At 60.2% G+C, this 23,490-nt stretch carries 21 protein-coding genes; 15 read left to right on the top strand and 6 right to left on the bottom strand.

The window, feature by feature from the left end; all coding sequences use genetic code 11:
- Positions 1 to 68 precede the first annotated feature (68 nt).
- The 14 genes from mreC to WCT10_01660 all read left to right on the top strand — a co-directional run bounded on the left by mreC (position 69) and on the right by WCT10_01660 (position 15,409).
- Positions 69 to 881, top strand: a complete 813-nt coding sequence (gene mreC / locus WCT10_01725) for a rod shape-determining protein MreC (protein MFA6603544.1) — start codon at positions 69 to 71, stop codon at positions 879 to 881.
- A gap of 10 nt (positions 882 to 891) precedes the next feature.
- Positions 892 to 1,419, top strand: coding sequence for a hypothetical protein (locus tag WCT10_01720; protein MFA6603543.1), 528 nt, complete (start codon positions 892 to 894; stop codon positions 1,417 to 1,419).
- Positions 1,416 to 3,389, top strand: coding sequence for a penicillin-binding protein 2 (gene mrdA / locus WCT10_01715; GenBank protein ID MFA6603542.1), 1,974 nt, complete (start codon positions 1,416 to 1,418; stop codon positions 3,387 to 3,389). Before WCT10_01720 ends, mrdA begins: the two co-directional genes overlap by 4 nt.
- Positions 3,390 to 3,613: 224 nt before the next feature.
- Positions 3,614 to 4,072, top strand: a complete 459-nt coding sequence (greA, locus tag WCT10_01710; GenBank protein ID MFA6603541.1) for a transcription elongation factor GreA — start codon at positions 3,614 to 3,616, stop codon at positions 4,070 to 4,072.
- A 20-nt stretch (positions 4,073 to 4,092) separates the two neighbouring features.
- The gene (lysS, locus tag WCT10_01705; GenBank protein ID MFA6603540.1) at positions 4,093 to 5,574 is read left to right on the top strand and encodes a lysine--tRNA ligase; all 1,482 of its coding nucleotides are present in this window, start codon (positions 4,093 to 4,095) and stop codon (positions 5,572 to 5,574) included.
- A gap of 392 nt (positions 5,575 to 5,966) precedes the next feature.
- A complete protein-coding gene (gene serS, locus WCT10_01700; GenBank protein MFA6603539.1) occupies positions 5,967 to 7,235 on the top strand; it encodes a serine--tRNA ligase in 1,269 nt (422 codons plus the stop codon).
- Positions 7,236 to 7,275: 40 nt separating this feature from the next.
- Positions 7,276 to 8,430, top strand: coding sequence for an alanine racemase (gene alr, locus WCT10_01695; protein ID MFA6603538.1), 1,155 nt, complete (start codon positions 7,276 to 7,278; stop codon positions 8,428 to 8,430).
- Positions 8,427 to 9,554, top strand: coding sequence for a D-alanine--D-alanine ligase family protein (locus WCT10_01690; protein MFA6603537.1), 1,128 nt, complete (start codon positions 8,427 to 8,429; stop codon positions 9,552 to 9,554). Before alr ends, WCT10_01690 begins: the two co-directional genes overlap by 4 nt.
- Positions 9,551 to 10,585: a hypothetical protein gene (locus WCT10_01685; GenBank protein ID MFA6603536.1), complete on the top strand. Its 1,035-nt coding sequence runs from the start codon at positions 9,551 to 9,553 to the stop codon at positions 10,583 to 10,585. The genes WCT10_01690 and WCT10_01685 overlap by 4 nt, the downstream gene beginning before the upstream one ends.
- Before the next feature lie 120 nt (positions 10,586 to 10,705).
- Positions 10,706 to 12,532, top strand: a complete 1,827-nt coding sequence (gene ftsH, locus WCT10_01680; protein ID MFA6603535.1) for an ATP-dependent zinc metalloprotease FtsH — start codon at positions 10,706 to 10,708, stop codon at positions 12,530 to 12,532.
- A 267-nt stretch (positions 12,533 to 12,799) separates the two neighbouring features.
- Positions 12,800 to 13,408: a hypothetical protein gene (locus WCT10_01675; GenBank protein MFA6603534.1), complete on the top strand. Its 609-nt coding sequence runs from the start codon at positions 12,800 to 12,802 to the stop codon at positions 13,406 to 13,408.
- 122 nt (positions 13,409 to 13,530) lie between these two features.
- Positions 13,531 to 13,794: a hypothetical protein gene (locus tag WCT10_01670; protein ID MFA6603533.1), complete on the top strand. Its 264-nt coding sequence runs from the start codon at positions 13,531 to 13,533 to the stop codon at positions 13,792 to 13,794.
- A 135-nt stretch (positions 13,795 to 13,929) separates the two neighbouring features.
- The gene (locus tag WCT10_01665; protein ID MFA6603532.1) at positions 13,930 to 14,376 is read left to right on the top strand and encodes a hypothetical protein; all 447 of its coding nucleotides are present in this window, start codon (positions 13,930 to 13,932) and stop codon (positions 14,374 to 14,376) included.
- Between the two features lie 163 nt (positions 14,377 to 14,539).
- Positions 14,540 to 15,409, top strand: a complete 870-nt coding sequence (locus tag WCT10_01660) for a hypothetical protein (GenBank protein MFA6603531.1) — start codon at positions 14,540 to 14,542, stop codon at positions 15,407 to 15,409.
- A 133-nt stretch (positions 15,410 to 15,542) separates the two neighbouring features.
- Here WCT10_01660 and WCT10_01655 read toward each other — a convergent pair whose 3' ends face one another.
- From WCT10_01655 to WCT10_01640, 4 genes are all read right to left on the bottom strand, one after another.
- A complete protein-coding gene (locus tag WCT10_01655) occupies positions 15,543 to 15,773 on the bottom strand; it encodes a hypothetical protein (protein ID MFA6603530.1) in 231 nt (76 codons plus the stop codon).
- A 122-nt stretch (positions 15,774 to 15,895) separates the two neighbouring features.
- Positions 15,896 to 17,179 (bottom strand): peptidoglycan DD-metalloendopeptidase family protein, encoded by a 1,284-nt coding sequence (locus tag WCT10_01650; protein ID MFA6603529.1) that lies wholly within the window; start codon positions 17,177 to 17,179, stop codon positions 15,896 to 15,898.
- Positions 17,176 to 18,675, bottom strand: coding sequence for a glutamate--tRNA ligase (gene gltX, locus WCT10_01645; protein ID MFA6603528.1), 1,500 nt, complete (start codon positions 18,673 to 18,675; stop codon positions 17,176 to 17,178). The genes WCT10_01650 and gltX overlap by 4 nt, the downstream gene beginning before the upstream one ends.
- A 15-nt stretch (positions 18,676 to 18,690) precedes the next feature.
- Positions 18,691 to 19,437, bottom strand: a complete 747-nt coding sequence (locus tag WCT10_01640; protein MFA6603527.1) for a WecB/TagA/CpsF family glycosyltransferase — start codon at positions 19,435 to 19,437, stop codon at positions 18,691 to 18,693.
- A gap of 196 nt (positions 19,438 to 19,633) precedes the next feature.
- Here WCT10_01640 and clpB point away from each other — a divergent pair, with 196 nt between their 5' ends.
- On the top strand, positions 19,634 to 22,261 hold the full coding sequence (gene clpB / locus WCT10_01635; protein MFA6603526.1) for an ATP-dependent chaperone ClpB: 2,628 nt from the start codon (positions 19,634 to 19,636) through the stop codon (positions 22,259 to 22,261).
- A 257-nt stretch (positions 22,262 to 22,518) separates the two neighbouring features.
- Here clpB and WCT10_01630 read toward each other — a convergent pair whose 3' ends face one another.
- Together WCT10_01630 and lexA are read right to left on the bottom strand one after the other, a co-directional pair.
- Entirely contained in the window at positions 22,519 to 22,716 is a 198-nt protein-coding gene (locus WCT10_01630) for a hypothetical protein (GenBank protein MFA6603525.1), read from the bottom strand.
- 109 nt (positions 22,717 to 22,825) lie between these two features.
- The gene (gene lexA / locus WCT10_01625; GenBank protein ID MFA6603524.1) at positions 22,826 to 23,461 is read right to left on the bottom strand and encodes a transcriptional repressor LexA; all 636 of its coding nucleotides are present in this window, start codon (positions 23,459 to 23,461) and stop codon (positions 22,826 to 22,828) included.
- Between the last annotated feature and the right edge of the window lie 29 nt (positions 23,462 to 23,490).

Genomic DNA, 23,490 nt, shown 5'->3' with positions numbered 1-23,490 from the left:
TTGCCTAATTTATCAGGAATAAGACGGCCGAATGATCGGACACGAACGGCGTCGTGTCCGCTTTGAATATGAGAAGGCCCACCAACAACCGCAACCGGAACAAGCTCTGGCTGTTGCTCGCCGCCGGCGCGCTGCTTTTCGCTTTGTACGGCCTGGGCTGGCTTGACGGCGCTATCGGAACAACCTCGAAACTTTTGTCCGTCCCGGCCAACGCCGTGCGTTCCGCTTCGACCGGCTGGCTCGGTTCCCTGCGTTCGTCGGCCGATGATGCCGCGCTGACCCGGACCGCGACGCCGGAAGAACTCGAGGCCTTGCAGCTTGAACTCTCGCGCCTCCGGACCGCTGCCGAAGAAGCTCGGGAATTGCGCGAGGCCCTGGATTACCGCGATGGCGCCGCCGCCGAACTGCTCGCTGCCCGGGTCATCTATGAACATGACGACGGCTTCACCCGCTACCTGGTCATCGATCGCGGCTCGGATCACGACCTCAGAAACGGCCAGGCGGTCGTGACGCATGACGGGATCCTCGTCGGCAAGATCGCCGCCGTCCGCCGCGCCACCGCGCTCGTCCTGCCGCTCACCGCGAGCCAGAGCCGGGTCGCCGTCGCGATCCAGAATACCGCGAACACTCTCGGCGTCCTCGAAGGCGACCGCGGACTCGGACTCGCTATCAATCTGATCCCGGACACCGAAAAGGTCCTGCCGGGCGACACAATCGTGACCTCGGGCCTCGAGTCCGGCATCCGCCGCGGCCTGCTGGTCGGCACCGTCGAACGCGTGAGCCGCAACGCCCAAGATCCGTTCCAGTCCGCCGAGATCGCGCCGGTCCGCGCTGCTCTGCATCCGCTCATTGTCCAGGTCGAGCTGGACGCGGCCGAGTGACGCCCGCGCTATGTCTGCCTGGTATCTGCTGATCATCGGCGTGCCGATCCTCACCCTGGCACAAACCACCGGGAGTGCGTTCTTGCCGCCGCCCTGGTCGACCGCCGACCCGACACTAATCCTCGCGGTCGGGTTGGTCGCGAATTTTCGAAATCGCCAGGCTCTGGCCGTCGCCGTAATCTCCGGCTTCATCCTGGACATCCTGCTCGCCGCTCCGCCGGGAGCTGAAATTTTCGCGCGGACAACCGCGATCCTCGCCACGATCCTGGCTTTCAACCTGATCTTCACGAACCTGTCCTACCTGTCGTTCGCCGCGCTGAACGCTCTGACCTATCTCGCGAGCCGCCTGATCTTCACACTGATCGGCCTCGCCGCGGGCTGGCCCGGCATCCTAAGGTTAGCCGACCAGGCCTGGACGGACTGGCTTGGCTGGTTCGCGGCCGATCTCGCCGTCCAGCTCGCCGCCGCGCTCGTCCTGATGTTCCTAGCCAGAAGGACCGGCCGTTTTTTCCTCAACCGTTTCCGCCGCGCAACATGAACTTCTTCGGATCCAACATGCCACAGCCGCAGATCAACAATCCGTTCCCGGACTACGAGACCGGAGCGTCCTTGAATTTGACCGGAGCCGGCAGCAAGACCGCAATTGATGATATGCCGACCGACGTCAGCGCCGGCTCCAGCGACGAGCTCGCCATAACCGGCAATTATCTAGGGCTTACCGTGCCGCCACGAAAGATCCTGCTGATCTTTATGATCCTGCTCGCCAGCCTCGCGGCTATCGTGCTCCGGTCGGCGCAGCTCCAACTCGCCAGCGGCGCGAAGTACCGCGAACGCGCCGAAGGCAACCGCATCCGCACCGAATGGTCGGCGGCGGAGCGGGGGATCATCTACGACCGCAACGGCTCGCCGCTCGTCAAGAACGTTCCGGATCTGTCCGTGACCATCACTCCGGCCGACCTGCCGGCCGACCAGGAAGCCAGGCGCGACCTGGTCCTTCAACTGGCGGAAATCCTGGGGATCGGCCCGGTCGAAATCGAGGAACGGCTCGCCGAACGCGGCGCTTCGTCGCTGGGCCAAGTCGTGATCGCCGAGCATCTAACGCACGAACAAGCGGTTAAGATCGAGATCGAGGCCGGCTCTCAACCCGCCCTGCAGCTCAAGATTGGCACGCGGCGCGATTACCTGGCGGCGACCGGCGCTTCATCACTGGCGCACGTTCTCGGCTATCAGGGGCGGCCGACGACTGCCGAATTAAGCTCCCAGACCGGCGCTTTCACTCCTGATCTGGTGGGCAAAAGCGGCCTAGAGAGATCCTATGACGCGGTCATGAGCGGTCAGCCGTCCCGACGGACGATCGAGGTGGATGCTCTGCGCCGCTCGCGCGAAGTGGTCGCGGAAGACGCCGGCGCTCCGGGCAGCAATCTGGTGCTCTCGCTCGATCTCGAGGTTCAGCGGGAAGCCGAGAACATCCTCGTCTCCGAGATGAAAGCCTGGCACAAGACCCGCGGCAGCCTGATCGCGCTCGATCCGCGCACCGGCGAACTCCTGGCGCTCGTCAGCCTCCCGGCTTTCGACAACAACAAGTTTGCGAGCGGCATCTCGACCGAAGACTACCGCGCTCTGGCCGGCGACACCGACAATCCGATGTTCAGCCGTGCCATCGCCGCGTCCCTGCCGTCAGGTTCGGTCTTCAAACTGGTCATCGCCGCGGCCGCTCTCGAAGAGAAACTCATCACCGCCAACACGACCGTGCTGTCGACCGGCGGCATCCGCATCGACAAATGGTATTTTCCGGACTGGAAAGCCGGCGGCCACGGACCGACCAACGTCGCCAAGGCGCTCGCCGAATCGGTCAACACTTTCTTCTATGCCATCGGCGGCGGCTACGACCGAATCGAAGGCCTCGGCGTCAATCGCATCAACGCTTACGCCCGGCGTTTCGGCCTCGGCGACCGGCTGGGACTCGACCTCGCCGGCGAAGGCGACGGCTTCCTGCCGACCAAGGAATGGAAAGAGACGGTCAAGGGCGAACAGTGGTACATCGGCGATACCTATCATCTCGCCATCGGCCAGGGCGACATCCTCGTGACGCCGCTGCAGATCACCGCCATGACTTCGGTCTTTGCGAACGGCGGCAAGCTTTTCCAGCCGCGCCTCGTGAACGCCGTGACCTCGAGCGACGGCACGCGCCAGGTCGTCGAACCTAAACTGCTCAACGCCCAAGTGGTCAGCCCCCAGACGATCAACATCGTCCGCCGCGGCCTCCGGCAAGCGGTCACGACCGGATCCGCCCGCTCGCTCGCCGCGCTGCCTGTGGCCGTCGCGGCCAAGACTGGCACGGCCCAATGGAGCCAGACCAAGAATACCCACGCCTGGTTCACGTCCTTCGCGCCTTACGAAAATCCGGAGATCGTCGTGACCGTGATCGTCGAAGAGGGCGGCGAAGGTTCGCAAATAGGCGCGGCCGTGGCCCGGCGCTTTTACGAGTGGTATTTCAGCAGGAAGTGACGCAGTCATGGAGTAACGAAGATGCGGAGTCAATCAAGGTTAATTCTCCCTGACTCCGTCTCTCCCTGACTCCTGCACTTCCCACGTCTTGACACCTCCCACCCGCGCCGTTACTCTGGACTTTATGCCAAGACGAGCTTGAAAAACTTTGACTCGCCGGTCAATTGACCGCTATTATTGAATCACCCGGCGCCGCGATGAACGGCCGAACCGCGTCTCGAACTATGAACGGACCATTGTACGTGTCGAAGGCAAAACTGGAAGCGATGAAACTGGAACTGCACTTTCTCAAGACCGAGAAACGGCAGGAGATCGCGGCTCGCATCGAGAAAGCCAAGGAGCTTGGCGACCTCAGCGAGAATGCTGATTACACGGAGGCCAAGGAAGAATACAGTTTCACCGAGGGCCATATCATCGACCTTGCGGATCAGATCATGCGCGCCGAGATCATTGAAGTGACCAAAAAAGATGTCGTGAGCATTGGCGCCCGGGTCAAAGTGAACGTGAATGGCAAAGAGAAGGATCTCACCATCGTCGGCTCGACCGAAGCTTCGCCGCTCCAAGGTCTCATCTCCAATGAATCGCCGATCGGCAAGGCGCTCATCGGCAAACGCGCCGGCGACGAGGTCGAAGTGGCGGCGCCATCCGGACCGGTCAGATATCGCATCATTTCCATCGGCTAGGAACCCAGCCGCTGACTTTTATGGATCAAAATCCTCTCGAGGAATCAGCCGTCCGGCTCGAAAAGATGCGCAACATGATCGCTGCGGGCGTGGACCCGTATCCGGCGATCTCGAAACGTTCGCACGCCATCGCCCAGGTCCTGTCCGATTTTGAAGCGCTCGCTTCCGCCGGCACGCCGATTGCGGTCGTGGGACGCCTTCGCGCGGTCCGCGGCCATGGCGGCGCCTGTTTCGCCGACCTTGAGGACGGTACCGGCAAGATCCAGCTGCACCTGAAGCGCGACCTTTTAGGCGCGTCGGTCTTTGATTTTTTCCAGGCCAACGTCGACCACGGCGATTTCATCGGCGTCGAGGGCAAAGCCTTCCTGACCAAAAGAGGGGAGCGCTCCGTCGAAGCGACGGCCCTCACGATCCTCGCCAAGGCCCTGCGCCCGCTGCCGGACAAGTGGCATGGTCTCTCGGACACCGAGATCCGCTACCGCAAGCGCTATCTCGACCTCGTCGCCAATCCCGAGGTCCGCGCCATTTTCGTGAAACGCAGCGCCATCGTGAGCACTATCCGCGAATTCTTCACGCGGGAAGGCTTCATGGAAGTGGAGACGCCGATCCTGCAGCCTTTGGCCGGCGGCGCCACGGCGGAACCGTTCATCACGCATCACAACGCCCTAGATACGGACCTATACCTCCGCATCGCGCCGGAACTCTATCTCAAGCGCCTGATCGTCGGCGGCTACGAGCGCGTCTTCGAGATCGCCCGCTGCTTCCGCAACGAAGGCATCGACCACCTGCACAATCCCGAATTCACCCAGATCGAATTCTACCAGGCCTACGCCGACTACAACGACCTGATGAAGCTCACGGAGCGGCTGCTGCCACAGATCGTCGACCGAGCCTGCGGCAAGCTACAGGTCGAGCATGACGGGCAGGTCATTGATTTCACGCCGCCGTATCCACGCCTCACGTTCCGCGACGCGCTCATCAAGTTCGGCGGACCGGATCTGGAAAAATATCCCGATCGCCATTCGCTTGCGGACGTCGCCGCCCAGTGCGGCGTCAAAGTCGAGGATTCCGACGGCCGCGGCAAGCTCATGGATAACCTTTACAAGAAATTCGTCCGCCCGAAGATCGTCAACCCGACCTTCATCACCAACCACCCGCTCGAACTCTCGCCGCTCGCGAAAAAGATGCCGTCGGATGGCCGCTACGTCGAACGCTTCCAGCTCGTCCTCGGACAGGGGACTGAGCTCTGCAACGCTTTCTCCGAGTTGAACGATCCGATCGACCAGCGGGCGCGCTTCATGGAGCAAGAAAAGGCCCGCGAGGCCGGAGACGCCGAGGCGCAGCGGCTGGATGAAGATTACATCGAGGCCCTGGAGGTCGGCATGCCGCCCACCGCGGGCTTCGGCATGGGCATCGACCGCCTGGCCGCGCTGCTCGCCGGCTCGCACAACCTCAAAGAAGTCATCCTGTTCCCGACGCTACGGCCGGAGGAAAAAGACTAGAATGTCATTCCCGCGCAGGCGGGAATCCAGAAATACCAATGAGAGGAGCCACAAGGCTCCTCTTTTGATACATGAAACTATTCATGTCATCACCGCAACCCGTCCCTCGCAGTCCATTGGATGAAAGGGGAAAGCGCGTACCTAGCCCCGCCGTCATTGCGAGGCGTGCAGCGCCGAAGCAATCCCGCCGAGTTAGTAGGCTGCAGAGAGAGACTTAAGCACACCTCATTCTTGCGGCTCGGGCTTAAAAGTGGCATCATATTAAGGCTGATCACTGCCTTATTTTTTTATCCCACTCCGCAGAAAATGCGGCGGCTAGCTGCCGCGCTGAAAACGCGGGGATAAACCTTCCGGCCTCAAGAACGCCGGGGGTTGTCCCATGACTGATTCATATGCTCGACATCAAATTCATTCGCGAAAATCCGGAAGCCGTGAGGACTGGCGCCAAGGCTAAGAATATCGACGTTGACGTGGACGCCATCCTTAAATTGGACGCCGAACGCCGAACGCTCATCGGCGAATCCGAGACGATCAAGGCCCAGCAGAACCGCGAATCCGAGGCGCTGGCCAAAGAAAAGGATGTCGAGGTCAAGAAAGCCAAAGCCGTCGGACTCAAGAAACTCAAGGACCAATTCAAGGAGATCGAAGCCCGGCTCGAGACCGCGGCCGCCGAACTCGACAAACTGCTCCGCCTCATCCCGAATCTGCCGCGGCCGGACGTCGTCATTGCCAAGGACGATTCCGAGAACTACAGCATCCGCACCGTCGGCCAGACCACCAGCTTCGGTTTCAAGCCGCGCGACTACATGACGCTCGGCGAGGAACTCGACCTCATCGACACCGAACGCGCCGCCAAGGTCGCCGCCGCCCGCTTCGGTTTCCTGAAGAACGAGGCGGTGCTGCTCGAGTTCGCGCTCATCCAGTACGCCTGGAACATCCTGCTCGCCGAAAAATTCGTCCCGCTCGTGACCCCGGTCATGATCAACGAAAAATCGCTCGGCGCCATGGGCTACCTCGAACGCGGCCGCGACGAGATCTACCATCTGGAAAAAGACGACCTCTTCCTCATCGGCACCTCGGAACATGTCATCGGTCCGATGCATGCCGACGAGATCTTCATGGAGACCGAACTCCCGAAGCGCTACGCCGCTTTCTCGACCTGCTTCCGCCGCGAGGCCGGCTCTTATGGCAAAGACGTCCGCGGCATCCTGCGCGTCCACCAGTTCGACAAGATCGAGATGTTCTCCTTCACGCTGCCGGAGCACTCCGACGCCGAACATGAATTCCTACTCTCTATCGAGGAGCGCCTGATGAAAGGCCTCGGCCTCCCGTACCGCGTGCTCGGCATCGTCTCGGGCGACCTCGGCGACCCGGCCGCGCGCAAGTTCGACATCGAGACCTGGATCCCGTCGCAAAACACCTATCGCGAGACGCACTCCACCTCGACCTGCACCGACTGGCAGGCGCGCCGTCTGAACATCCGCGTCAAACGCAAGAGCGGGGAACTGCAATTCGCCCACACCTTGAACGGCACCGCTTTCGCCATCGGCCGCATGCTCATCGCCATCATGGAGAACTTCCAGCAGGAGGACGGCTCCATCGCGATCCCGCCGGCGCTCGTCCCGTACATGGGCGGCCGCACGGTCATCGGCGCGAAATGATGACCCGCGATCCGGTGTCAGGCACCCGATCCGCCCTAACATGAAGACGCCCCCCGGCAAAACCTGGCTCGAGATATCGACCTCGGCGCTCGCGCATAACGCGCGGGAGCTGAAGCGGCTCATCGGCCGCGAGGTCAGACTCATCGCCGTGGTCAAATCGAACGCCTACGGCCATGGCCTGGCCCTGGTCGCCCGCGCCGTGAAAAACGCCGTCGATGTTTTTGCCGTTGATCAGTTATCCGAGGCTCAAACGATCCGCGCCGCCGACGTCCGCCGACCCGTCATCATCCTCGGTTACACCCCGAATTTTTCGCTGGCAGAAACGATAAAGTCCGGCTTCAGCTTCACGGTTTATAATCCTGAAACCATCAGAGCCGCCGGTCGTCTGGCGACCAAAAAACACCCGGCCAGAATCCATCTGAAGATCGAGACCGGCACCTCGCGCCAGGGCGTACTGGCCGCTGATCTGCCCGCGATCCTCAAGCTCGTCAGACGCCAGCCGCACGTCATTCTCGAAGGCGTTTCCACCCACTACGCCAACATCGAGGACACGACCGATCCGACCTACGCCCGGCTGCAGCTCAAGCGTTTCCACAGCGCGCTCGCTGCCATCGCTGACGCCGGCCTGAAACCGAAATTCATCCACACTGCCTGCAGCGCCGCCGCCATCCTGTACCCGGAATCGCGCTTCAACGCCGTGCGCGTCGGCATCGCGCTCTACGGCCTCTGGCCGTCGCCCGAGACCAAAGCTTCGACCAAAGCTTCGACCAAAGCTTTCGGCCGCCGACTCGACCTGCGCCCGGCTCTCGCCTGGAAGACCGTCGTCGCCCAGGTCAAAAAAATGCCAGCCGGCGCGCCAGTGAGCTACGGACTCACCGAACGCCTGAAACAAGACGCGCAGCTGGCCGTCCTGCCCGTCGGCTACTGGGACGGTTTCGGCAGGGGATTGTCCTCGGTCGGCGAAGTCCTGATCCGCGGCCGGCGCTGCCGCGTCGTGGGCCGCGTCTGCATGAACATGTGCGTGGTCGACGCGAGCGCCGTGCCGGATCTCAGACCCGGCGAGATCGCCACCCTCATCGGTTCCCAGGGCCGCGACCGCGTTTCCGCCGAGGAACTCGCCGCCCGGCTTTCAACGATCAATTACGAAGCGGTCACGCGGATCAATCCGCTGACGCCGCGAATTCCGTCCAAATGAGAAAGAAACTGAACATCGCCGTCATCTGCGGCGGACGCTCGGGCGAGCACGAAGTCTCGCTCCAGTCCGCCGCCTCGGTCATCGCCGCGCTGGATCCGGCGAAATATTCGATTTTGCCCGTGCGCATCGATCGCGCCGGCCGCTGGCTGCGCGACCAGTCGCTGTTGCCGGCGGGACAGGCCAAAACCCTAATGTCCGGAAAAAGATCCGGGGCGGTTCTGGCGCAACCGGGGTCAAGCTGGCTCAACGGCGCCAACCGCCGCGCCGTCGGCATCGACGTCGCCATTCCGCTCGTCCACGGCACGGGCGGCGAAGACGGTTGTCTCCAGGGTCTTCTGGAACTCGCGAGTATCCCTTACGTCGGCAGCGGCGTGCTAGGTTCAGCCGTCGGCATGGACAAGGCCGTACAAAAAAAGATCCTTGAACGCGAAAAGCTGCCGGTCGTGCCCTGGCTGGATTTCACTGATGAAGCCTGGCAACGGAACCAAGAAGGAATCGTCCGCGATATCATCAATCGCTTCGGTTTCCCGGTCTTCGTCAAACCGGCCAATCTCGGCTCCTCGGTCGGCATCAGCAAAGCACATCACCTCAAAGAACTGCTCGCCGCCATCCGGCTCGCCCTGAGTTATGATCTCAAGGTCGTGGTCGAGAAGTCGGTCGAGCGGGCGCGAGAGATCGAATGCGCGGTCCTCGGCAGCACGGATGCGCCCGAAACCTCGGTCCTGGGCGAGATCGTACCCTCCAACGAATTTTACGATTACGAAGCCAAATATATCGACGGCCGCTCCCAAGCGCTGATCCCGGCGCCGCTACCACCGGCTCTCGCCGCCTTCATCCGCCAGCTGGCCGCCCGGACTTTCACCGCACTCGAAGCCTACGGTCTGGCTCGCGTTGATTTTCTGCTCAGCCGCGACAAACAGCCGAAAGTATACCTGAACGAGATCAACACACTGCCGGGCTTCACGAGCATCAGCATGTTCCCCAAGCTGTGGGCGGCCTCCGGCCTGTCCTATGGCCGGCTCATTGATAAACTCATCGCCCTGGCCCTGAAACGCGGGCGCCGAAACGGCCGTCTGACGCGGATCTACGCGCCCGGACAGAGTGGGGGAAAGAAAAACTTATGAGACGCATTCAACGCGGACGCCCCATCTCCATCGCCGGATCCTGGCAGCGCCGCCGCTCGAGCAGTGGCTGGTCCGCGCCGCGCCGGGCGGGACAAAATAACCACCGCCCTTTCTGGCCCTCGCGCCTGTTCCTGACTACAGCCACGACCGGCGCCGTCCTGATCATCGCTTTCTGGGCGGCGTTCTGGGCGCCCTGGTTCCGCATCACCGACGTCCGCATCGAGAACGCCTCGCCGTCGACGGTCGACTCCGTAAAAGAACTTATCTACGGCCAATTCCGCCGGATGAGTTGGCTGATCCTGCCGCAGGACAACATCCTGATCTTCGACGTCGATTCGGCCGCGCGGATGATCAGCGATAATTTCATCTTCGACGACCTGAAGATCGAAAAGAAACTACCGAACCAGCTCACTATTTCCGTCAGGGAAAAAACCGTCCGCGCCGTTTACTGGGACAACGAACGTTTCTGGGCGCTCGATGGGACCGGTTTCGTGATACGTGAAACCAACGACCGCGAAATCAAGACCATCACGCGGTTGCCGCCTGAGATCAGCGCCATGGAAACGCCGGCCGACGCCGCCACCACCGCCGCCGCCGAAACCGCGGCCGCGCCATTATCGCCACCATCAACCAAACCACCGGCCATCCAGACCAAAACACCCTCCGACCGGCTAGACGGCGGCTATCCCTTGATCATCGGCGCGGCTGACAAAAAAACCGCTGCGCCCGGCGATGTCGTGGTTCCGCCGGCGCTCCTGTCGCTCATCCTGCAGGCGCATGCCCGGCTGCCGGACCTGGCCGAACAATCAGTCTGGTTCAGACTCATGAACGGCAAAGACTCGGTCGAAGCCGTCATGGAGTCCGGCTGGCGCGTCTACCTGACCTCGAACACGCCTTTTGACGTCCAGGCCTCGCGTCTGGCTGTAGTCCTTCGCGACAAGATTGGCGACCGGCGGTCGGAATTGGATTATATCGACCTGCGCTACGATGAACGGATCTTCATCCGTTTCAAGGACGGATCGACCAAATAAGGCGGCAGCGAGGCGACACTTCCCTTATCTCGGGCCTTTTGCTAAGGTCATTTTTGGCTTAGAAATAAGCCTGTTTGGATCTTTGACAACCACTGCAACCTGGACCAAGGAGGTCTGCCCATGGACCAGATAAACAGTAACCGTATCCGATCATTCTTGCTCTGGATTGCGCTCGTCACTCTTGCCATCCTGGTCTTCAATTACATGAAGCGTGGCGACGCGGCGCGCCCTGAACGTACCGTCGGCATCAGCGAATTCCTCGATCTCGTCGAGAGGGGAGAGATCGTTGAAGCCACGATCGACCAGGGCCGGATCCACAGCCGGACCAAATCGAACGAGATCGTGCGCAGCTACTCCACCAATACCGAACTGGTCTACCGCGAACTTGAAGAACACGACGTCAAATTCGCGGAGAACCCGGCATCGGGTAAAGGCAACTGGGGCTGGATACTGATCCTGAAGCTCGTACTGCCAATCGCTCTTCTTTGGGGCTTCTTACAATGGAACAAAAAAACGAGCGGTAATTTCGACAAAGCTCAGGATCATAGAAAGTCCCAATTCGAACTCATCCGAAGCAAGGACATCAAAACGCGCTTTACCGATGTGGCCGGGGTCGATGAGGCAGTCGACGAGGTCAAAGATCTCGTAACCTTCCTCAAGAACCCGTCGCGATTCACGACGCTGGGCGGGCGGGCGCCTAAAGGCATCATGCTCGTCGGCCCTTCCGGCACCGGCAAAACGCTTCTCGCGCGCGCCATGGCCGGCGAGGCTGGCGTGGCGTTCATTTCAGCGAGCGCCTCCGGCTTCATCGAGATGTTCGTCGGCGTCGGCGCCGCGCGCGTCCGTGACCTCTTCACGCAAGCGAGACGCCACGCACCCTGCATCATCTTCATCGACGAGATCGATGCGATCGGGCGCAAACGCGGAGGCGCTGGTTTCTCGAGCGGCGGCCACAACGAAAGCGAACAGACCCTGAACGAACTCCTGGTCCAGATGGATGGTTTTTCCAACAACGCCGGCGTCATCATCATCGCCGCCACGAACCGCCCCGAGATCCTCGATCAGGCGCTGACCCGCGCTGGCCGCTTCGACCGCCAGGTGGTCCTCCCGAAGCCGGATCTCGTCGGCCGGGAAGCCATTCTCAAAGTCCACGCTCGCGGCGTCAAACTGGCAACTGACGTCGACCTTAGCGTCATCGCCCGTGGTACGCCCGGCATGACCGGCGCCGACCTCGAGGAACTCTTGAATGAAGCCGCTCTGCGCGCCGCCAAGGCCGACAAGAAAAGCGTCGACCACCAAGACGTTGCGTACGCCTTCGAAAAAGTGATCATGGGGCCGGAGCGCAAAAGCTCTTTCCTCACTCCCGAGACCAAACGGACGATCGCTTTTCATGAGGCCGGACACGCGCTTGTCGGGTGGTTCACTCCCGGCTGCGACCCGGTCCACATGGTCTCGATCATCCCGCGTGGCCTCGCTCTCGGCGTCACGCTCAGCCTGCCCGAACGCGACATGCCGCTCTACCGCAGGTCCGAACTCCTCGCCCAGATCAAGATACTCCTGGGCGGCCGCATGGCCGAAAATCTCGTCTTTGGCGATGTCACCACCGGAGTGTCGAACGACCTTGAGCGAGCCACCAATCTCGCTCATCACATGATCTGCGACTATGCGATGACCGACGAGCCGGCCTTGGGACTGCGGACGTTCGGAGCCAAGAACAGGGCAGCCTTCCTTGATTCTGGCTACGGCGACCGCGACTTCAGTGAGACGACGGCGACGCTCATCGACGGACAGATCGTCAAGATGATCGCCGACTGCAACACCGAAGTGGAGAAGCTCCTCTCCGAAAAACGCGAGCTTCTCAACGCTCTGGCCCAGGTCTTACTGGAGCGTGAAACGATCTATACCCCCGAGATCACCCAGATCCTCGGTCCGCGCCGAACGCTCTGATCCGGCCCCCGTTCTTTCTCTCCACACCCGACCCCTTTTCCAAGGGGTCGTTTTTTTTTCGCCACTATCAGAGAACCTCGGCGTCAGCCGAGGTTGAAAAGAGAGGTTACGCCGTAAGTTTTCCGCTCCTCACGACCCCAAACAAAGCCCCGCACCCCGCCTTAACCGAGCCTCACACCACTGCCACCAACCACCTCCCACCGTTGACAAAACGATCAAAACGTGCTAGTCTGCTCGGTTGGGTCTCCAAACGGCCCTCCAAAATATATGCATAAATTAGCCAAAAAATTGATCGCGCCAGCCTCCTGGTGGACCTTAAGACGGGCTTATATCGCCGTCTTTATGGTCGGTTTCGCCTGGTCGGCCGTACCAGCCGCCGCGACGGGTGGCGCCTCCTTGCTCGACCTCTACACCGGCCAAACCCTGACCGCTGATCTGAATTACCAGGGAGCGGAGCCACTGTCGGCTGAACCGGTCGTCTATGGCCCCGAGCAGCCCCCAACCATCAAACAGATCCTGCTGGAGGTCTGCCAAGCCAGCGGCTACGACGAGGATTGCGCCCAAACCCTCCTGGGCATGGCCTGGAAGGAATCGCGTTTCTACGGCCTGGCTATCGGCGACAACGGCCGCGCGCATGGGTATTTTCAGATCCATTACAGACTTCACAAGATCACGCTCGAATGCACGCGAGACCTGAAATGCTCGGCCGAATGGACGCTGAATTATCTGGAACGCAACGGCTATCCCGAACATCCCGTCTATGCGACGCAGTGCCATAACGGCTGCAACGCTGGCAACGGCTATGCCGCCTCGGCCATCCGCGCCGGCAAACGCCTTTGGGCGGAGGACAAGGATATCTTCATCGCCGTCAAATAAGGACTGAAAACCAAAAATGCGCCGCTCGTCGGCGCGTTTTTTGTTCCTCCGCCCCGCTGGCGCCAACCCAGTCAGAGAGGACCTCGCGCGGCGAACGCGTAAAAATGCTATACTTATTCCATATGCGCTGGCTCATCATCATGTCCGGACTCCTGGCCCCGCGAGGCGTCTTCATCTACCTGATCCTGAACGACTGGTTCGAGGGCCTGCTTCGGGACTGGTGGATCCCGCTCCTGGGTTTCATTTTCGCCCCGTACACGCTGGTCTGGTATGTCGCGGTCCTGCACTGGTATCACGGCGTCTGGGGCCGCGACCAGATCATCGGACTCGTCCTCGCGATCCTGCTCGATCTGTTTTTCTGGAAACAGGCGGCGGCTGACAACTAAAGCCTATCACCTAAACACCTCCCGAGGCGGTGATAGGGGATAAACCACCTTGACTTTTTCGCGAAAAAGACTATATTTTTGACGTTCCCGCAGCCAAACAGAAACGGTTCTTTCAACAACCAAGGAGCGTATCACATGAACGCAGGTCTGTTCGATCAAATGCTGCGACAAGCGTTTGCCGCCATCGACTGGAGTCGCATCTCCATCGCGCTGATCGCATTGGTCTTTCTCGCGATCCTGAGCTCCGCGCTCATCGCCGGCATCATCCACGCCATGGACAACTGGTGGCTTCTGGAGACCAAGACGCGAGCCAGGGTTCTCGCCAAGCACTACGTACCCGAGCACATGACCGAGGACTGGCAGTTCCAGCCGATGGGTCAGCTGCCCATGATGTACGAGGTCTGCCAGCCGGAATTCCACACCCTGTCCGTTGATGCGGGTTGGGGACCGGTCGAGATCGAGGTTCCGCGCCATCTCTATCTCCAAGTCGAACCCGGCGACGTGGTGCAGGTCGCCTGCATCCGCAGCCGGATCAAGTCCATGCCGCGCCTGACGCGCGTGGTTGAGAAACTCGACAGTTAAGACGCCCGCCTGAGGGCGTCTTTTTTTATTCAAAAATAAGGCTGACTTTTCATGCGTCCGAGGGTTGACAAAACGGCTTTTTTATGATAAAAAACGAGGTCCGTATCTTATGCGGATATCGCACCTTACAAATCACCATCAGTCTTTGATCAAGGAGGACATCATGAACGGCGTTTCTTTGCGAACTGCTGACTTCCGAACATCGCTGAATGAACATCTGTCGCGGATCAAGTCTGGCGCAACCGCCAAATTCAACCGCGCGGCTGAAGTCGCCCGGTTCGCTGTCCGAAAGATGTCCGCGCTCCTCGCGAGCGGCTTCGCCCTACTGTCGCGGCTGCGGCCTCCGGTCCGGTATGCCGCTCACGCCGAGGTCATCGCTTGTCTGCGCCAGGTCGAAGAGCAAGCGCTCATCATAGCACACGACATCGAAAGCCAGGCCAAGCGCCTGCAGGCTTTCGTGGATCTCGCCGCGACCGCTTCTCGCCTGAACCGCAATACGCGGCCGGCGCTGGTCGCTGCGCTCGAGGTGCTGGACAATGACCGCTACTGGACGCCGAGCAAACAGAACCGCGTGTTCCTGGCGACGCGCCAGGCTTGCGCCATGGCCAAGCTCGCATATTCCAGCGGCCAGCCTGCGCTCGCCACGGCCGCGTACCTCAAGGCCCAGCAATTCAACCACCTGATCACGGACACGGATTGCCGGATCGGACTCGCGATCGCGCTCGCCGACGTCGCGGCTCACCTCCAGGTGAACTTCGATCAATCGGCCTGGCTCACGGTCGCCATGGAACTCGCTTCCGGCATCCAGGAACGAAGATCGCGCCTGGGCGCCGTGAACTACGTGGCCCGTCAGATGGTCCGGTCGCAAGTTCCGCCCACGGACAACGCCTCAGCCGACCGGCGATTCGCCGCCGCCAGCCAGGCTCCGAAGCGGACCTCAAAGACCGTCTCGATCGAAAATGGGACAAAGATCTCCGGCGCCGTCTCCGCAACCGCAGCCGAAGACGAACTCCAGTTCAATCTCATCGGCTGATCGCCGATCCGCTCTCAAGCGCCACCGCTCTGCCGGTGGTGCTTTTTTGTAATGATCGTGTCGGCGTAAAGATCGGAGATGGGTGAGTGGGCCGATCACAATTCCCTGTCGCGTTTGAAGATCAAAAAATGGCTTAAATAAGCCAAAAAACAAGCTTATAAGTCAATAATTTAGCTAAAGTTAGCCAAATAATGGAGTTAAAGAATTTGCGACCGGCCAGTAAAGACATCGTGACCGATTGACGTGCAAAGTCGGCCAACAAGACCAGTGAGCCCAGCAGGCGACCCAGCGGCGCGAAAATAATGATGTGATGATCGGATACAAAATCCTGACCACAGACGTCAGGAATCAGAGGTGCGTCCAAACCACACGCCAGCCTTATAATTAAGATACATGTGTCGTCTAAGATATATTGTGAGACACTAGATGGCCTTAAAATACCCGCCTCCCCTAGAGGTCGGAGGCGGGTATTTTTGATGTTCTGAGCTAGTAAGCCGCGACCAGGTAATTCATCGGGTCGACCGGGATGCCGCCGCGGCGAGTCTCGAAGTGCAAGTGTGGTCCGGTGGTCATGCGCCCGGCACCTGGCGTACCCGGCATGCCGCCGGAATAGCCGATGATCTCTCCCCTTTCCACAAAAGTGTCTTCCTTGGCCGTGATCTTGGAAAGGTGGCCGTAAACAGTCGCCAGGTCGTTGTTGTGGATGATCATGACGTAGCTATAGCCCATGCCGGCGTTCTTGGCCCTGGTGACGATGCCGGCGGCTGATGACCGCACTGGCGTGCCCTGATACGCGCGGATATCGATCGCCGGATGCTCGAAAACGTACCGGAACGGATAATCCGGATCATGGTAGATCGAAGACAGGCCCCGGGCCGGCACGACCGGCCAGGACAGGACCGCGCTCGAATTGCCCAGGCGATCGGCGATGTTCATCTTCTGGCGCAGCGTCTTCTCGAGATAAATGATCTCGGAATCAGCTTCGCTCTGCTCATGCTTCAGGTCCGCGAGCAGATAGCGATATTCTAGTTCGGACGATTTGGTCTTGGTGAGCAGTTCGTCCTTGAGGGCTTTCTCGTCCTCGAGTTCCATCTTGGCCACCTCGAGGGCGCGCTTCCGGGCCAGGCTGTCCTGGCGAGCGGTCTCGCGCCCGGCTTTTTCCGTCTGCAGATCGTCGAATAATACCTTTAGTTTGCCCAGGGTCGAATCCACCGCGAGCTGCAGCCGCGTGATCGAATGTAAGGCGTCGAAGAAATCCGAGAAATTCTTGTTCGCGAGCAGGATCTCGAACGTGCCACGATTCATCTGCGTGCGATAAAGTTTGCGCGCCAGTCCGCCCAGAAGTTTCCTCTCCTCGGCGATCTGTTCCTCATCCGCCGCGATGCGCTTGTTCAGCGTGTCGATCTCCAGTTCCAAACTGCGGATCTCGCTCCGCGCGATATCGATGGACAGCTCCTCTTTGGCGACCTTGTTGTCGATCAGGGCCAATTCATCCTCGAGCGAAGCCGACTCGATCTGTTTCTTCGCCACGAGCGCACGGTACTCCTCGATCTTGCGATTCAGATTTTCGAGATCAGTCTTCTTCTGTTTGACATCGCTGTTGATCTCATTGATCTGATCGCGCAGATCGGAACCCTCCGCGACAGCGCTGGTGGACGCCGCGTCTTCCACCGCACTGACCGGCAACGACATGGACGCGAAACTCAAGCCGGCGACAAGCAAGGCCGCGGCCGCGATCTTCGCCTTCGATGTTAAATCAAAACGCTTCATTTCAACGCGTTTAAGGCGGAATTCAGACGTTCCAGAGTGAGTTTTTTCCCGAGTGCCCAAGCCACTTCGAACGGGCTGGGCGAAGCCGCCCGCGCGGTGAGCGCCACCCGCATCGGCCACAAGGTCTCGGCGTTGGTCCAGCCGCGATCGGCAATGAACCTGATGACTTCCTGCTCGATGGCCTTGGCGTCGTCGAAAGACGTTTCCGGAATATTCTCCAACAAGTCGATGATCCCCCGCAGGCGTTCGACGGCCACGGCGGCGGTCGATTTCTTCCAGGGCAGGATCGCCTTGTCGTAGACGAGCGAACTCTGAAAAAGATATTCCGTACCGGCCACGAGTTCGGACAGGACGGCCACGCGCGAACGTTCGAGAGCGACGGCCCGGCGGAAGACCTGGCTCAACACCCCGCTCGTCAGGGCTTCGGCCGCATAGCCAGCCGCGACGTAATACGGCAGGACGGCGGCCAACAGATCCTCTTCGCTCATCTGTTTGATGTATTCCCGGTTCAGCCAATCAAGCTTTTCTTTATTGAAGACCGCGCCGCCTTTGTTGATCTTGCCGAGTTCGAATTTGTCGCACAGTTCCTGTTTCGCGTAGATCTCCTGGGTGCCGGAAGGATTCCAGCCGAGCAGCGCGACGAAATTGATGATGGCCTGCGGCAAATAGCCCTTGTTGCGGTAATCCTCGACCGCCACGTCGCCCTGCCGTTTCGAAAGTTTCGAGCGATCGGGGTTCAAGAGCAGCGGCACGTGAGCGAAAACTGGAACGATCCAGCCGAAAGCCTGATAAAGCAGCACGTGCTTCGGCGTCGACGGCAGCCACTCCTCGCCGCGGATGACGTGTGTGATGCCCATCAGGTGATCATCAACGACATTGGCCAGATGATAGGTCGGAAAACCATCGGACTTGATCAGGACCTGATCGTCGACCACGGAATTATCGAAACTGACGGTGCCGCGGATGGCGTCTTCGACCACGGTGTGGCCGACAGCCGGCACGAGCAGGCGGATCACGTGTTTCTCGCCGGCCGCCGCGCGCGCCGCCGCGTCCTCCGGCTTGATTGACCGACAGCGGCGATCGTACATGACTGGACGGCCGGAAACCTCCTGATTCTTGCGCATCTCATCAAGTGTTTCAGACGTGCAAAAACAGCGGTAAGCGCGGCCTTTTTCAAGCAATTCCGCGATATACTGGCGATAAATCTCCAGACGCTGGGATTGGATATAAGGTCCGTGTTCCCCTCTTTCCTGGATCTGGCCGGCCGCGTCCAAATACGGACCCTCATCAGGCTTGATTCCGGACCATTCCAAGGTGCGCAACAGGTTTTCCACGGCTCCGGGCACATATCTGGTCTGATCGGTATCCTCGATACGCAAAAGAAACGTTCCGCCATGGCGCCGGGCAAAAAACTCGTTATAGAGAGCGGTGCGGAGTCCGCCGATATGCAAAAAACCCGTCGGAGATGGCGCAAAGCGTACTCGAACAGTATTCATAACCTATACATTATATCAGCGTTCCGATTTTAACACCAAATAAGGGAAAACGACGACCGCGGTCCAGATGCGGCGCCAGCGCCAGGGTTCGGCCGCGAGGCGCCACAGCCACTCCAAACCGCTTTGCCGGAAGAACCGAGGAGCTCGAAGCGACCGGCCGGCGATAAAATTAAAGGCGCCGCCGATACCCATGGCCACGCGCACGGATGATAGTTCAGCCAAATTATCAGCGATCCATTTCTCCTGCCGACCATGGCCCAGCGCCACGAACAGGATCTCCGGCGCCGCGGCCTTGATCTTATCCAAAACAGCCGCCTGGAGCCTGACCCGGCCACTCGCGTCCGTGAACGCCCGTCCGCCTTCGTCATGGCCGACAATCTTGATGTCCGGATGGCGTTCTTTGAGCGCCGCGGCCGCCGCCGCTGCTTCGCCATTCTCGCCGCCCAACAGGAAGATTTTCCACCCGCGAGACGCGGCTGCGGCACAAAGATCCTGCATCAGGTCCGTGCCGGTCACCCGCTCGGGCAAAGACCGCCCGCCGTAGCGAGCCGCCAATAGCAAGCCGATCCCGTCCGGAATGGCCAGGTCGGCCGTATTCAGGATCTTTTTGAAATCAGCGTCGCGGGACGCCAGCACCAGCATTTCCGGGTTCGGCGTAAAGACCCGAAAACCCCTGGAACCAGCCAAAAAATCGACCGCCCGCTGTCGGGCTTCGGCCCTCGTCACCGCATCTATCTTGACCCCTAAGATATCCACTTTCATAAGACGCTGCGCGGTCAGTTTACCTCATCATTCCGACGCTGAGAATAGCCGCAGATTTACCATTAAACCAGTGCTTGCCTGGAGCTTGATCACGCTCCCCCACCCTGACGATCCGGCTATCCGCCAGCTTGACAACCGCGCCGGCGCGGGTAAAATACGGATTAGCACTCAAGCATTGAGAGTGCTAATCTATAATATGTTGCCACAAAATTTCACTACTAAAGCCCGCGAAGCCATCGAAGCCGCCTACACCCTCGCCATGGAGGCGCAAAATCCGGAACTCCAACCGTTGCATCTGCTGCTGGCGCTGCTGCACCAGAAAGACGGCGTCGTCCTTTCAGTCCTGAAAAAACTCGGCGCGGACATCGGCGCGCTCATCGCAGCCGCCGAAACGTCCCGGAAGCAGCTGCCGACCGCCGAACACGGCGGCGAGACCGTCCAACTGCTCGTCTCGCAGGCTGTGGCCAAGATCCTCGCGATCGCGGAAAAAGAAGCCTCGCGTTTCGGCGACGAATACATCTCCACGGAGCACCTGCTCCTGGGGCTGCTACAATCCCCTTCTCCGATCAAAACCCTGCTCGAACGCTCCAGCGTCGCCCACGAACCGGTCCTGAAGGTCCTGGCCGAGATCCGCGGCACCCAAAAAGTGGATTCGCCGGAGCCGGAACAGAAGTATCAGGCTCTGGAAAAATATTCCCGCAACCTGACCAAGCTCGCGCGCCAGGAAAAACTCGACCCGGTCATCGGCCGCGACGAGGAGATCCGCCGCGTGATGCAGGTCCTCTCGCGCCGCACCAAGAACAATCCGGTGCTCATCGGCGAGGCCGGCACCGGCAAGACCGCCATCGTCGAAGGCCTGGCCCAGCGCATCGTCTCGGGCGACGTGCCGGAGACGCTCAAGGATAAGGAGGTCGTCGCCATCGATCTCGGCTCCATGGTGGCCGGTTCGAAATTCCGCGGTGAATTCGAGGATCGGCTGAAAGCCGTCGTCAAAGAAGTGGAACAGTCCGCCGGCCGCATCATCCTGTTCATCGACGAACTGCACACGCTCGTGGGCGCCGGTTCCGCCGACGGCTCCTCGCTCGACGCCTCGAACATGCTGAAGCCGGCTCTCGCGCGCGGCGAACTGCGGGCCATCGGCGCGACCACGCTCAAGGAATACCAGAAACACATCGAGAAGGACCAGGCGCTCGAACGCCGCTTCCAGCCGGTCCTGGTCAACGAACCGTCGGTCGAGGACGCCACTGCCATCCTGCGCGGCATCAAGGACCGCTACGAGCTGCATCATGGCGTCCGCATCACCGACCCAGCCATCGTCGCGGCGGTCAAACTGACCGCGCGCTACATCCAGGATCGCTTCCTGCCGGACAAGGCCGTCGATGTCATCGACGAAGCCGCCTCGGCGCTCCGGATGGAGATCGACTCCGAACCCGAGGAACTCGACCGACTCAAGCGCGACATCATGCGTCTGGAGATCGAGAAGCGCGCCCTGCAGAAAGAGTCGGACAAAGAATCGCTCGCCCGGCTCAAAGAACTGGAAAAGGAACTGACCGATCTCAAGGAAAAGTATGGCGGCCTGGAATTGGCTTGGAAGAGCGAAAAAGAGGTCATCGGCTCCATCCGCGGCGGCAAGAAAGAGATCGAAAAACTGAAACAGGAAGCGGAGATCGCCGAACGGCAATCCGACCTGAACAAGGTCGCCGAGATCCGCTACGGCCGCATCCCGGAAGCGGAAAAGAAGATGGCCGCCGCCGAGATCAAACTCAAGAAACTCCAGAAAGACAAACGCTATCTGAAAGAAGAAGTGACCGAAGAGGACATCGCGGCCGTCGTGTCGCGCTGGTCGAACGTCCCGGTGAGCAAGATGCTCGAGGAGGAAGCGGCCAAGCTGGCGCAGCTTGAGACCGTGCTCACCCGTCGCGTCATCGGCCAGGACGAAGCGGTCCGAGCCATCGCGAACGCCGTGCGCCGGTCGCGCGCCGGCATCGCCGAAGAAAACCGGCCGATCGGTTCGTTCCTGTTCCTCGGTCCCACCGGCGTCGGCAAGACCGAGCTCGCCCGGGCGCTCGCCGAATACCTGTTCAACGACGAGAGCGCCATGATCCGCCTCGACATGTCCGAGTACGGCGAGAAGCACACGGTCTCGCGCATGCTCGGCTCGCCTCCCGGCTACGTCGGCCACGAAGAGGGCGGCCAGCTGACCGAGCTCGTCCGGCGCAAGCCGTATTCGGTGGTGCTCTTCGACGAGATCGAAAAGGCGCACCCCGACGTCTGGAACACTCTCTTGCAGATCCTCGATGACGGCCGCCTCACGGACGCCAAAGGCCGACGCGTCAACTTCAAGAACACCATCATCATCATGACCTCGAACGTCGGGTCCGACGTCATCCTCGAGGCCGGCACCAGACTCGACACCATCGGCTTCGGCGACCGCGACTCCGCGCCCAAAGATTCGACCAAAAGCCGGATCTTGGGCCTGCTCCAGGACCGCTTCAAACCGGAATTCCTGAACCGCCTCGACGAGATCATCGTCTTCAAGTCGCTCTCGCCGGAGAATATCGCCGAGATCGTGAACATCCAGATCGAGCGCGTCGCCAAGCGCCTGGCCGCCAAGCGTATCAAGCTTAAGGTGACGCCGAAAGCGGCCAAAGTATTGGCCCAGAAAGGCTATGACCCGGTCTTCGGCGCGCGGCCGCTGAAGCGCGCGCTGCAGCGCGAGATCCTGGATCCACTGGCGCTCAAGATCATCAACGGCGAGGTCCGCGACGAAGCCACGGTCTCGATCGACGCCAAGGGCGAAGAACTGACCATCTCGGTCAAGTGACCAACAAAAAAAAGAACGGCTCCTCATGCGAGGAGTCGTTCTTTTCAAGACAAGCAATGGGGGTTACGCCAGGGACAGGACGTCCAGCAGGGATCCGAAGAGCTGACGATAGAACGCCCTTAATTTACGATGCGCCATACAGATGATACGATGACGGTGCCACTCCGCGTGGCTGAGCTTCCGGCTTAGGCCGGCCGCTCGCCGGAGACGCCGCTTTCCTTTCCACGGGGGCGGCGTTTCCATTTTATTAATGAAAATTAGGGTGTTGAATTGATCTCCTCCAGTCGCTTCTTCAAAGCGCTGTCTATATCATCGATCCCAGCAGATTTGACGGCCAACAGCGCTCCGTAAATCAGGTTGGCGGCGCGCCTACCCATTGTTTCCCGGGTCCCATGCCGACAATCAGCCCACATTTTAACGACGGCTTCTTGAACACCGAGAAGCGTTTCTTCCATCGCGGCCGCCGTCATATTATTGTCTCTGCGAAACACCTCGTCCGAAGCGACAACTGACCGTAAATTCTCGTTAAGTGAGGACATAAAATCGGGTCCAAAATATCAATTATTATAATGAAGCGGCGTTGAAATCTCTGATCAGCCCGCGCACCACGCCCTGGATCGCGACATCGGTGGCGTAGATCGGCGACATCGTGCTATTGGCCGGCTGCAGCCGCACGCGACCCTTCTCCTTATAGAACCGTTTCAGCGTGGCGTACATGTTCTCGAGCAAGGCCACGACCACCTCGCCGTCGCGGGCAGTGTTGCGCCGCTCGACGATGACGTAATCGCCGGAATTGATGCCGTCCTCGATCATGGAATTGCCTTTGACCTTCAAGACATAGGTATTGGCCGGATCGGAGACCAGCTGCGCCGGCACGTCGATCTGCTCCTGCTCCTCGATCGCTTCGATCGGCTCGCCGGCCGTGATAAGTCCGGCAAGCTGCAGACTGACGCCGCGCGTCTCGCGCATGACCGCCGGAGCGACCTGAATCGAACGCGCCGCCCGCCAATCGCGCTCCAACAGACCCTTCTCCTCCAGGTTCTTGATGTGCTCATGGATCGTCGCAGTCGAGCTCACGCCCAGGCTCTCGCCGATCTCGCGGTAGGACGGCGCATAACCATCGTCCCGGATCCGGTCCACGATGAACTTCATGATCTGGGCCTGCCGCTTGGTGAGTTTGGCCGGTTCTTTGGTGGTCATATGTCTGAAAGACTTATCCACAAGGTTGA

This window comes from Patescibacteria group bacterium (assembly GCA_041667185.1).
In the GTDB taxonomy this organism is placed as follows: domain Bacteria; phylum Patescibacteriota; class Patescibacteriia; order SG8-24; family SG8-24; genus JBAYFM01.
The sequence above is the reverse complement of the archived record's forward strand: the minus strand, read 5'-3'. Positions and strand labels throughout refer to the sequence as shown.